11 protein-coding genes are annotated in these 12,121 nt (G+C 37.5%); all 11 read left to right on the top strand.

Translation table 11 applies throughout. The features are described 5' to 3' along the window. Positions 1-42 precede the first annotated feature (42 nt). Entirely contained in the window at positions 43-1,098 is a 1,056-nt protein-coding gene (gene rfbB, locus CWC18_RS01360) for a dTDP-glucose 4,6-dehydratase (protein WP_138674565.1), read from the top strand. Between the two features lies 1 nt (position 1,099). Then, positions 1,100-1,972, top strand: a complete 873-nt coding sequence (rfbA, locus tag CWC18_RS01355; RefSeq protein ID WP_138674564.1) for a glucose-1-phosphate thymidylyltransferase RfbA — start codon at positions 1,100-1,102, stop codon at positions 1,970-1,972. Then, the gene (locus CWC18_RS01350; protein WP_138674563.1) at positions 1,972-2,928 is read left to right on the top strand and encodes a Wzz/FepE/Etk N-terminal domain-containing protein; all 957 of its coding nucleotides are present in this window, start codon (positions 1,972-1,974) and stop codon (positions 2,926-2,928) included. Before rfbA ends, CWC18_RS01350 begins: the two co-directional genes overlap by 1 nt. Before the next feature lie 2 nt (positions 2,929-2,930). Beyond that, complete coding sequence (locus tag CWC18_RS01345) at positions 2,931-4,220, top strand: EpsG family protein (protein WP_138674562.1); 1,290 nt, start codon at positions 2,931-2,933, stop codon at positions 4,218-4,220. A 9-nt stretch (positions 4,221-4,229) separates the two neighbouring features. Then, positions 4,230-5,171, top strand: coding sequence for a glycosyltransferase family 2 protein (locus CWC18_RS01340; protein ID WP_138674561.1), 942 nt, complete (start codon positions 4,230-4,232; stop codon positions 5,169-5,171). 4 nt (positions 5,172-5,175) lie between these two features. After that, positions 5,176-6,687 (top strand): hypothetical protein, encoded by a 1,512-nt coding sequence (locus tag CWC18_RS01335; RefSeq protein ID WP_138674560.1) that lies wholly within the window; start codon positions 5,176-5,178, stop codon positions 6,685-6,687. Next, positions 6,684-7,712 (top strand): glycosyltransferase family 4 protein, encoded by a 1,029-nt coding sequence (locus CWC18_RS01330; RefSeq protein WP_138674559.1) that lies wholly within the window; start codon positions 6,684-6,686, stop codon positions 7,710-7,712. The genes CWC18_RS01335 and CWC18_RS01330 overlap by 4 nt, the downstream gene beginning before the upstream one ends. Before the next feature lie 12 nt (positions 7,713-7,724). Then, positions 7,725-8,447, top strand: a complete 723-nt coding sequence (locus tag CWC18_RS01325; protein WP_212747710.1) for a WecB/TagA/CpsF family glycosyltransferase — start codon at positions 7,725-7,727, stop codon at positions 8,445-8,447. A gap of 82 nt (positions 8,448-8,529) precedes the next feature. Beyond that, the gene (gene wecC, locus CWC18_RS01320; RefSeq protein ID WP_138674558.1) at positions 8,530-9,768 is read left to right on the top strand and encodes a UDP-N-acetyl-D-mannosamine dehydrogenase; all 1,239 of its coding nucleotides are present in this window, start codon (positions 8,530-8,532) and stop codon (positions 9,766-9,768) included. Between the two features lie 15 nt (positions 9,769-9,783). After that, entirely contained in the window at positions 9,784-10,914 is a 1,131-nt protein-coding gene (wecB, locus tag CWC18_RS01315; RefSeq protein ID WP_138674557.1) for a non-hydrolyzing UDP-N-acetylglucosamine 2-epimerase, read from the top strand. Between the two features lie 2 nt (positions 10,915-10,916). After that, positions 10,917-12,083 carry a nucleotide sugar dehydrogenase gene (locus CWC18_RS01310; RefSeq protein ID WP_138674598.1) on the top strand — a complete coding sequence of 389 codons (1,167 nt, stop codon included), beginning with the start codon at positions 10,917-10,919 and terminating at the stop codon, positions 12,081-12,083. Positions 12,084-12,121: the final 38 nt, after the last annotated feature.

Raw genomic sequence — 12,121 nt, 5'->3', positions numbered from 1 at the left:
ATAATGACTTATTACGTTGTCAAATAGTGTGGATCTAAAGGTATGAAAACGGTTGTAGTAACTGGCGGGGCGGGTTTTATAGGGAGTGCGGTTGTACGCTACCTAATTAATGAAAAAAACCTGAGAGTAATTAACTTAGATAAATTAACCTACGCTGGGAACTTAGACTCATTAGTATCAGTAGAGCAGCATGAAAACTATATTTTTGAACATGGTGACATCTGTGATCAAGAGAAAGTTTCAAAAATTTTCTCAGAATATCAGCCTGATATTATTATGCACTTGGCCGCTGAATCACATGTTGACCGTTCTATAGATGGTCCTGAAGACTTTATTCAGACTAACATTATTGGGACTTACAATTTACTGCAGTGTGCTAGGGCTTATTACAATTCGCTTCCTGAGGGTGCATCTTTCAAGTTTCATCACATCTCAACAGATGAGGTTTATGGTGATCTGGGGGATTCTGGTGCAATGTTTACTGAAAGTTCAAGTTATGACCCTAGTTCACCTTATTCAGCCAGTAAAGCAAGCTCTGATCATTTAGTACGCGCATGGGGTCGCACTTATAATCTACCGATTGTAATTACAAATTGTTCAAATAACTACGGGCCCTATCATTTTCCGGAAAAGCTGATTCCGTTAGTGATATTAAATGCATTAGAAGGTAAAGATTTACCTGTTTATGGAGACGGTTCTCAAATTAGAGATTGGCTGTATGTTGAAGATCACGCAAGAGCGTTAGTCGAAGTTGCAATGAAGGGGCAGAACGGGGCAACTTACAATATTGGTGGTCATAACGAAATGACTAATCTAGATGTTGTTAAACTTATATGTGCCACTTTAGACCGAAAAGTATCTATCAAGCCATCAGGTATATCTCAATTTTCAGACCTAATAAAGTTTGTAGCAGACCGACCTGGGCACGATGTTCGCTATGCAATTGACGCGACAAAAATTGAAACTGATTTAGGCTGGGTACCCCAAGAAACATTTGAGACAGGTATTGAGAAAACCATTCAATGGTACCTTGATAACCTAGATTGGTGTTCACGTGTGCAGTCTGGCGTTTACCAAAGAGAGCGATTAGGAGCATAAAATGAAGGGAATTATTTTAGCCGGTGGTAGTGGGACGCGTTTACACCCCATTACCCAAGGGGTATCTAAACAGCTTTTACCAGTATACGACAAACCTATGATTTACTACCCGATTTCAGTGTTGATGTTGGCTGGTATTAAAGAGATTTTAATTATTACAACACCAGAAGATCAATCTCAGTATAAAAAGCTATTGGGAGATGGTAGTAATTTTGGTGTGGTACTTTCGTATGAAATACAAGCTAAGCCTGAAGGGTTAGCACAGGCGTTTACCATTGGCGCTGATTTTGTTGGTAAAGATAATGTCTGTCTAATCTTGGGTGATAATGTATTTTATGGTTCAAGCTTTTCACCTAAGTTGTTGAATGCGGCTAAATTAGAGACCGGTGCTAAGGTTTTTGCCTATCAGGTTAATGATCCAGAACGTTTTGGTGTTGTAGAAGTTGATGATAACTTTAATGCCTTATCTATCGAAGAAAAGCCTGTCGAACCAAAATCAAACTATGCAGTCACTGGGCTGTATTTTTACGATAACTCTGTTTTGGATATAGCTAAAAATATCAAACCTTCATCTAGAGGGGAGCTAGAGATCACATCGATTAACGAAGTATACCTTTCTAGAAAGCAGCTATCTGTAGAAGTATTAGGCCGTGGTTTTGCTTGGTTAGATACGGGGACACATGACAGCTTGATGGAGGCATCGCAATTTGTGCACACAATTGAGAAACGTCAAGGTTTTAAGATTGCTTGTTTACAAGAAATTGCATATATCAATGGCTGGATTGATAAACCCTTTTTGTTAGAGCAAGCTAAGGCTTTACATAAAACAGAGTACGGTCAATATTTGATAAAAGTTGCAGAAGGGCATAATTAATGACTGAGCTCATTAAAAATTCACATGATCTTGCATCAGAGAAAAGCTCCACAACGATAGATTTGGTTGATTTATGGTTGCTTTTATGGGCAAGAAAATGGTTCATTATTATTTTTTCAATAGCAGGTTCTGGGCTAGGTTTAGGATATTCTTTAAGCTTGCCAAATATTTATTCTTCATCCGCTTTGTTGGCACCACAAGATAGTCAAAATACGAGTGGACTAGGTGCGTTGGGTAGTAATTTAGGCGGGATAGCGAGTCTTGCAGGGGTTAATTTGGGCGGTTCTGGAAGCGATGTTGCGCTTCATATTGAAGTATTAAAGTCGAAAGACTTTCTGTATCCGTTTTTCGAAAAGTATGATGTCGCTAAAGTGTTATTTGCTGTTAGAGAATATGATAAAAATACGGGAAAACAAATTGTTGACTCTTTAATATACCATGACGGTAAGTGGTTACAAAACCCAGAAACAGGTAAGTCATTTAAACCGACTGATTTTGACGTTTATGAAAGGTTTATCAAAATATTTAATGTTAAACATAATCGTACCTCTGACCTTGTACTTGTGAGTATTGATAGTATAGACCCTATGCAAGCTAAAGTTTGGGTCAGTGGTATGGTCGATGAAATTAATGACTTATTAAGATTGCGGGAACTATCCGAACGGTCAAAAAGCATTAATTATTTAAACACTCAGTTAGAAAAAACTAACGTAGCACAAATGAAAGCCGTTTTTTATGGCATTATTGAAGAGCAAACTAAACAAATGTTATTAGCCGAAGTTAGAAATGACTTCGCATTTAAAGTTATCGAAAGTCCAGTCGTTGCGGAAAGAAAAGTATCCCCGCGTCGAGCTGTTATTTGTATTTTAGCTGCCATTTTTTCATTGTTGCTCGCATGTGGTTTAGTTATTTTCCGGTACTTTTTTGTCCAGTTATCAAAAGTTGATAAAGATTAAATATGTCCATCGCCGAACAAATTTCAGAGTTTAAGTGTTCATATAAATTACTCTTTAGTATGCGTTTGGTTTTCATATTATTGTTATTTAGCTGGCTTTTTCTTCCTGTATTGCTTTGGCTTTCTCTGGTCGTAATTTATGCAAATACGAGCACAGAAGACAACGGCAATGGTGCCCTTGGCCTGTTGGTTATGTTTTCTTTGTCTATGCTCGTCGCTTCTCGATATGTTGGCTTTTTATGGGGGGGCGCAGATGATATGCCAACGTATTTTATGGCATATGAGAGATATAATAGCTTTTCATCGATGATGGTTACATCATTGTTGTATGGCAAGCATGCTGATTTTTTATTCTCTTTTTTAAGCTGGGTAATCGCGATGCTTTCTGAGCAGCATTTATTTATATACTACTTTTTATGTATATTTTTATCCTATATGTTTATTTGGAAGTTTTGCAAAGTTGTTGGTACCCCATACCCATTATTATGTTTTTTACTAATTGTCTTATTTTACAAATTGTTTCAAGCGCAATGGCATCTAATTCGAGCTGCAATAGCAATACCAATTTTACTCTGTGGTATTTGGAAAGCGAAAGAAAACTTTAAAGTTGGTTTGCTTGTTTTTATTATTGGTGCGTTGTTTCATTTCTCGACCTTTATTTTGTTATTACCATTATTTCTTTTTAATAATAAATTATCAAATAGGTTTAGCTTCATTCAATTTTCTCAGTCTTTAATTGCTTTTATAGTTGGACTTTTTTTATTTATATTATTTGTTTTTTTGCTGAGTGGGTTTGTTGATAATTACATGATAAATAAAGTGTTGACTCGTTTAGTTATTGAACCTAACTTTTCTAAGCTACCATCTTTAGTTTTCTTTATTTTTGTTTCGATTTTTTCCATAGGTGCTTATATTAGAGATGGCAATGAGAGTCAGAGAATGCTATTTAACATAGGTCTCTATTTTAACGTAATAGGGTGTTTGGCGATATTCTTTATTGGAGAGGAGCTACATAGAATAATTTTGCCTATGTATATTATCTATGCTCCATTGTTAATAATGTCTTTAGGTGTTTTTTCTCCCTCGTCAGTACCATTTATGTTTTTGTTAACAATAAAGTCTTTTGTCTTGCTATCATTTTCTTACGTTATTTATATTAATGAGAGTGAATTTTTTTATAAATTAGATAGTAAAAGGCACCCTATAGAGCTTAAGGGGATTGATTACTTAAGCTCATTTAAAAAGTATTTTAGTGAAGATATTGAATATTATAATGGTTATAGAAATAAATAAGGTGCGATTTTGAGCGAAGCTATCAGTATTATTATTCCTACATATCGCCGAGCTGAACAATTGCTTTCGGCGATTGATAGTGTGAGAAAGCAAACGTTCAAAAACTGGAAAGTAATTGTCGTGGACGATAATCATGATGATGAGTTCAGAGCAAGCACTGCTCAGATCATGGCACAGTATGAGTCAGATTCACAGATCGATTATATCCAGCATATTACGAACCAAGGTGCTTGTAAAGCAAGAAATACAGGGTGGCAATATGCTCAAGGCCAATATATCGCATTCTTAGATGATGATGATGTGTGGGATGAAACTAAACTAGAAAAGCAAGTGCAGGCATTAGAGCTCCATAATGCAGCTTTTTGTTATACAAATATGTATTTAAGCTACCAAGGTCGTATAAAAGAATTCAAATGCCTGAGTGATAAAGAGATATATAAAGGTTTACTAAAACAAGGGTTTGGAGTGTGTACGTCCGCCTTATTGTTTACGAGAGAAGCGATTGAAAAAGTAAATGGGTTTGATGATTCTTTACCTAGCATGCAAGATTATGACCTTTTACTTCGTGTAGCGAAGTGCCATGCAGGGATTCTTCTCGAAGAGCCTTTACTGACATATCAACTCGCAGATGATGGGATCTCTTGTAACCCCAAATCGAAAGCACTGGGTCATAGGGGCATAATTGAAAAACATAAATCGGCGTTTTTATCTTTGAAGCTTTTTGATGGATTATCTCGTCAGTATGAAAGCTTGGCAGATTTTGAGTTGAGAAGAGGGAATCGCTTAATTAGTGTGCGAATTTATACAAAAGCGCTTCAGTATAAGAAATTTAACATGAGAGTGTATGTAAAATGTCTTCTTGGGCTTTTATTAGGTAAATGGCCTTTAGAAACATTTTTGCAAGCGAGACAGAGGAAAACCTCGTCGTCACTTAATAACACAGTGGAGTAATATCGTGCGAGGGCTTTATTTAAACACGGATTTATCGGCTATTCCGAAGAGTGTTAAGTTTAGTGAAATACACAGTGAACGATATGTGTGTAAGCATCATAATGTTGAGATTGTGTACTGTCCTAAAACTTGGCCAAATGGTCCTTCCTGTCAATTAGAGCATCATAGGTTGTTAGTTGCTGGTTGGTTTATATTTAGAGGCGAAAAAAACAATTTATCATCTTTGTTACTTGCACTGGTAAGTAACGGCACCGACGTTTTAAAAGAAATTGAAGCCGGTTCTTTTGTATTATTATGGGATGATAGTCAAACTCTCACTGTTATTAATGACCCATTTGGCTTATCTACCCACTTTGTTGATTTGAAAGCGTCAAAACTTCGTATATCGCCTTCAGTGGCAACCCTAGTTACAAAGTTGCATGAAAGGGATGAAGTAATGGCTGGTGTTTTAAAAGCTAAGCAGCATTTATTCGGCAACTTCACACTGTTTAAAGGTATTGAACGTGTACCTCCTGCATCCATTTTGAAGGGAAAGGATAAGCATAAATATACAAACCTACTAGAACACTATGGCGAGAATGATTTAGGAGAAGTTGGAAGTTGTATCGAAAGACTATCTAGTCGCTGGCACCCAGACGAAAAACTACTACCTATCAGTAGTGGACTGGATTCAAGGTTAATATTGGCGTTTGGCAAATATAATAATGGTTTTACATATGGGCCTGAATCAAGTCCTGAAATTTTGATTACGGATAAATTTAAACGTTGCTTTAAACACTATGAGTCCTACGAATTCGATCAAATTCCAACGCTAGAGAATGAGCAAGCCATTATAGATGAAATGGCATTTGGCACACTTGTCCCAATTCCTAATTTACTCAATAATTACGTCTATGTTGCGAATAAGTTTACCTGTGCGACTGCCTTTTTTGATGGGTATTTGGGAGACGTTTTTCAAAGAGCCACCTTTTTGACATTTAAAGGACTTAAAGGTGAATTACTGAAGTTATTCCCTATGATGTACTCGATAACTTCGTTTTCATCTGATACTTTGCTAAAGGCTCGCTATAATGGTATCAATAATGAAGCATTACAACGATTAATCGCTGATTATCATGAGAAAACCGAAGGACTAAACTTAGATGATTACCAAAAAGTAACCTATTATGAGTTTTTATATGGTCGTGGTGGTCGTTATGCCATATTTGGCAGTAATATTTTAGCAGCGCAAGTATTTTCGGTTGTTTCTCCTTTCGCAAGTCGAAGGGTGTTTGCGAGTTATATTAAGCAAAACTATGCAGACGCAGTTGAGTACAAATTGTTGAAAAAAGTTTGGCAGCGAGCGGACAAACTTTTTAAAAATACAAAAGTGGAATCTGGTTATTCACCAATGTGTAATCCCATATTAATACCGCCTATGCAGCTTATTTATCGGATATTATTCCATTTGATCCCATCGCGAGCTAATTATGGCGTTAAAGTATCACGAGCAAATAGGAAAAAAGGGAAATCATGAAGCGGGTCTTGTTTTTATCTAATATGGGCCCATCAAAAGAAAAACCTAACTCAGGGCGGTTTGTAAAAAACCAATATGATTTTTTACAGGAAAAAGGTAATTATGAGATTGAGTATTTTTATTTGTCTCAAGATGTAAAACGAGGCTTACTTAAATTATTAAGGTACCCTCTTTTTGCAATTAGATTTTTATTAAAATATGTATTTGGGAAAAAAATTGACATCATACATGTGCACTTTTTCTTTCCTACGGTGTTCTTAGCGATTGCTTATAAGCTATTTAGAAACCCACGAGTAGCGATTATTTCAACATTCCATGGCAGTGATGTTTATCACTATAGCCCTCCAAACTGGAGTTACCGTTTCGCTTGTCGTTTTGTTAATCACGCGATATTCGTCAGTAAAAGCTTGAAGAATAGATTTGTGGAAAATATAGAGTTTACGGGTTCTACGTCTATATTAAGTGCTGGAATTTTACCTATTTTCATGATGAATAGGGAAGTAGTGAAAAAGTATGACTTTGTATTTGTCGGTCATATGAACTTCAACAAAGGTGTAGATAGATTACAAAAAATAACAAATAAACAGCTGAAAATAGCGATTGTCGGAGAGCAGGATACTTCACAGCCGATACTACGGGATGGTAATATAGCGTTCGATTTTTTAGGCGTATTAGAACCATCAGCATTAACTGAAGTTTATAACCAATCCAAATTCTTTATTAACTTATCGCGTAATGAGTCTTTTGGTCTTGTTATTGCTGAGGCAATGAGTTGTGGCTTACCTGTTATTGCTACAGATACCGATGGTGCAAGAGAGCAAGTTAAACATGATCATAATGGCTTTTTGTTGTGTAATGATGACAATTGGCTTAATGCACACGGGGCTCAGAAACTACAAGAGTGTTTGCTATTGTCTGATTCAGATTATAGAAGATTAAGCTTTTCAGCGATAGAATCAGCACAAAAATATAAACTAGACAGCATAGCCTGCGAAGTCGAAAAAATTTACAAACTACATACTTGAAAGGTACTTTAATTGTTAATTAATAAACAAGCAACTATTCGTGAAATCCCGGTATCGGCCTTTGCTTCAATCGAAGAGTTAATAGAAAATGCTATTATCGAAAACGGAGAGGTTGTTCCTGGTGTTGCTGTTGCGATTAACCCTGAAAAAATAATGATAGCAGAAAGTGACTCGGAAACTAAAAAAGTATTACTTAAATCTACGTTACGTTATGCTGATGGTATTGGTATAAGTTACGCTATGTCTAAAAAGTTAGGTGAAGATGTTGCTCGCATCCCCGGGTGTGAATTGTGGTTAAAATTAATGAAGGCGTCAGTTGAACACTACCTGCCTGTATATCTTTTAGGTGCCTCTCCTGAAGTTGTTACCAAAACCAGACTTGCACTTGAGGAACTTGGGGTCAATGTGGTTGGGGCTCAAGATGGTTACTTTAAAGATGAGGGCACTGTAATTAATGAGATCGCTAAATCTGGTGCAAAAATAGTTACAGTTGCTTTGGGCTCACCAAAACAAGAAAAGTTTATTTTTAAATGCAGAGAGGTACTTCCAACAGCTTTTTTTATGGGAGTCGGTGGGACATATGATGTATTTATAGGCAATGTTAATCGTGCCCCCCAGATGTGGATAAAGCTTAATTTAGAGTGGCTCTATCGGCTACTCAGCCAGCCAAGTAGACTTTTTAGACAAGGTAAATTATTAAAGTTTATCTATTATTATTTGGTAGGAAAAATTTGATATTAATAGCAGTTGTATTTTGAAGTAATTGTGAGTATCCAAGTTTAAGTAATATTTTAATAATTTATATAAGAGTACAGTAATGTCAATAGAGACGGTTTCAGTTATCGGGTTAGGTTATATTGGGTTGCCAACAGCTGCAGTTATTGCATCAAGAGGTATAAATGTGATCGGTGTAGATGTAAACCCAGATACTGTAAATACGATTAATAATGGTGATGTTCATATTGTCGAGCCTGATTTAGACATTGTTGTGCGCAGTACAGTCCAAGCAAAAAAGCTGCAGGCGACAACTGAAGTGGCTGGTGCTGATGCTTTTATGGTAGCAGTACCAACTCCATTTAAAGACGACTATAAAGCCGACTTAAGCTTTATAAAACAAGCGGCTCAATCAATCTCCGTTGTCCTAAAAAAAGGCGATTTAGTTATTCTTGAGTCAACATCTCCCGTTGGTGCCACTGAGCAAATGGCTGAGTGGTTGGCTGAATTGCGCCCAGATTTAACGTTTCCTCAAAGTGCGGGGGATGATGCTGACATTAATATTGCGCATTGCCCTGAGCGAGTATTACCGGGACATGTATTACGCGAGCTTGTCGAAAACGATAGAGTTATTGGTGGTATGTCATCTACCTGCTCTCAAAAAGCAAAAGCATTGTATAAGACATTTGTGGTAGGAGATTGCTTAGTTACCAATGCAAGAACGGCAGAAATGGCTAAGCTCACAGAAAATTCGTTTAGAGATGTAAACATCGCTTTTGCCAATGAACTGTCTATGATTTGTGATGAATTAAGTATTGATGTTTGGGAGCTTATAAAGCTTGCAAATCGTCATCCTAGGGTCAATATTTTGAACCCTGGGCCAGGTGTTGGTGGTCACTGTATTGCAGTTGACCCATGGTTTATTGTGAGCAGCGCACCTGAAAAAGCGAAGTTAATTCGACAAGCTAGAGAAGTCAATGACAGTAAGCCTCGCTATGTATTAGAGCAAATCGTTGAAGCGGCTGATCAATTTAAGAAGCCAGTCATTGCATGTTTAGGCATTGCTTTTAAAGCGGATATTGATGACTTGAGAGAAAGCCCCGCGCTTGATATTACGCAGTTACTTTGCGCCTATCCAGATTATCGGATTTTAGTTGTTGAACCGAATATTGAACAGTTGCCAGACTCTTTACGCAAAGATAATGTTGAGCTTTGTAGCATTGAAGTTGCTTTAGAAGAGGCTAACACGCTGGCTGTCTTGGTTGATCATGCTGAATTTAAAGAAATTCCAGCTGATTTGATTGCGAAAAAAGTGATTATCGATAGTCGCGGTATTTTTTAGTAGTAAAGGTGTTTTTTGAAAGTATTAACTGTATTTGGCACTCGCCCTGAAGCGATAAAAATGGCACCGTTGGTGAAAAAACTGCGTGCTCATAGTGAGATTGAAGATAGAGTCTGTGTTACGGCTCAGCACAGAGAAATGTTAGACCAAGTATTAGAGTTGTTTGAGATTAAGCCAGACTACGATCTCAACATCATGAAAGCGGGTCAGGACCTTTATGATATCACCGCGAAAATTTTATTAGGGTTAAGGGAGGTTATTGAAGACTTTAAACCTGATTGGATATTCGTGCATGGCGATACAACAACGACAATCGCTGCGTCAATGGCGGCTTTTTATGGAAAGGTAAAAATTGGCCATGTTGAAGCTGGGCTTCGAACCGGTGATTTACAAAGCCCTTGGCCCGAAGAGGCTAATCGTACGTTGACGGGTAAGCTTGCTAATTTACACTTTGCACCGACGAAAGCATCAAAAAGCAATTTATTAGCAGAAGGTGTTGCAGAGAGTAACGTTGTTATCACTGGAAATACTGTGATAGATGCGTTACTTGATGTAAAAGACGGTGTTTTGGCTAATGATTTAATTCAACAACAGCTAAGTAGTCAGTTTAAAAGCTTTATTAATGACCCTTTTGTGTTGATCACAGGGCATAGGCGAGAAAGTTTTGGCTGCGGTTTTGAGCGGATCTGTAAAGCAATACATGATTTGGCATTAAAATATCCAAATTATAACTTTGTATACCCGGTGCACCTAAATCCAAATGTGAAGGAGCCTGTAAATAGGCTACTGTCAGGGTTGGATAATGTGATATTAGTAACCCCTCAAGATTACTTACCATTTGTTTATTTGATGGATAAATCTGAACTGATCCTAACTGATTCAGGAGGGGTCCAAGAAGAAGCCCCATCGCTTGGTAAACCTGTATTGGTTATGCGGGATACAACGGAGCGCCCCGAAGCAGTTGAAGCTGGTACTGTAAAGTTAGTAGGAACTGACATAGATAAAATAGTTTCATCAGTTTCTGAATTAATTGATGATAGTGATGCTTATCAATTGATGAGTGTTGCGCATAACCCGTATGGGGATGGTTTAGCATGTGAACGCATTATTAATGCATTACTAGAGCAGGGAAAAAGGAATAGATAGTGATTAAAATCTCAGTAGCAGGAACAGGGTATGTTGGGTTATCAAATGCACTTTTATTGGCGCAGCACAATCGTGTAGTAGCATGTGATATTGATGATAAAAAAGTACAGCTATTAAATGATAAGCAATCACCTATTGTTGATAGTGAAATCAGTGCGTTTTTAGCCAAAGATGACATACAGTTTGAGGCTACCACGGATAAAGTCGCTGCATACACAGACAGTGATTTTATTATTATATCAACACCAACTGACTACGATCCTGAAACGAACTACTTCGATACCTCATCGGTAGAGTCAGTACTGACCGACATTAAAGCAATATCACCCAATAGTGTGGTGGTCATAAAGTCAACGGTGCCGGTTGGTTTTACGGCAGATATACAACAACGATACCCTGAATTAACGATATATTTTTCACCTGAATTTTTACGTGAAGGGCGTGCATTACATGATAATTTGTACCCTTCACGTATTGTAGTGGGTGGTAAATCAGCGCAGGCTGAGCAATTTGCTCAGCTATTAAAACAAGGTGCTAAAACGCCAGATGTCGCCATTTTACTCACCGACTCAACTGAAGCTGAAGCGATTAAGCTCTTTTCAAATACTTATTTGGCGATGCGAGTTGCGTATTTTAACGAACTTGATAGCTACGCAGAAGCTCATAACCTTGATAGCCGGCAGATCATCGAAGGGGTAGGGCTTGACCCACGTATTGGTGACCATTATAACAACCCGTCATTTGGTTATGGTGGGTATTGCCTACCAAAAGATACTAAGCAGCTTTTAGCAAATTATGAAGATGTCCCGAATAACCTCATTGGTGCTATTGTTGATGCCAATTCAACGCGCAAAGACTTTATCGCGAATGCAATTTTGGCGAAAAAGCCCAACACTGTGGGCATTTACCGACTTGTGATGAAAACAGGCTCTGACAATTTTAGAGCCTCGGCTATTCAAGGGATCATGAAGCGCTTAAAAGCCAAAGGGGTGACGGTCATTGTGTATGAACCTAGCTACAACGACCCACACTTTTTTAATTCTAAAGTGGTGCATGATTTAGCTGAGCTTAAACGCAGTAGCGATATTATTGTGTCAAACAGAATGGTCGATGAGCTACTTGATGTAAAAGAAAAAGTATATACTCGCGATATATTTGGCAGCGACTGATTGATAGGTTGGTTGAGTGCCAACTAACTTATATAAAA

The organism is Pseudoalteromonas aurantia (assembly GCF_005886875.1).
Lineage (GTDB): Bacteria > Pseudomonadota > Gammaproteobacteria > Enterobacterales > Alteromonadaceae > Pseudoalteromonas > Pseudoalteromonas aurantia_A.
The sequence above is the reverse complement of the archived record's forward strand: the minus strand, read 5'-3'. Positions and strand labels throughout refer to the sequence as shown.

Excerpts from the sequence above, each read along its gene's own strand:
- rfbB (WP_138674565.1), top strand. The coding sequence starts at position 43 with ATGAAAACGGTTGTAGTAACTGGCGGGGCGGGTTTTATAGGGAGTGCG.
- rfbA (WP_138674564.1), top strand. The coding sequence starts at position 1,100 with ATGAAGGGAATTATTTTAGCCGGTGGTAGTGGGACGCGTTTACACCCC.
- CWC18_RS01350 (WP_138674563.1), top strand. The coding sequence starts at position 1,972 with ATGACTGAGCTCATTAAAAATTCACATGATCTTGCATCAGAGAAAAGC.
- CWC18_RS01345 (WP_138674562.1), top strand. The coding sequence starts at position 2,931 with ATGTCCATCGCCGAACAAATTTCAGAGTTTAAGTGTTCATATAAATTA.
- CWC18_RS01330 (WP_138674559.1), top strand. The coding sequence starts at position 6,684 with ATGAAGCGGGTCTTGTTTTTATCTAATATGGGCCCATCAAAAGAAAAA.
- wecC (WP_138674558.1), top strand. The coding sequence starts at position 8,530 with ATGTCAATAGAGACGGTTTCAGTTATCGGGTTAGGTTATATTGGGTTG.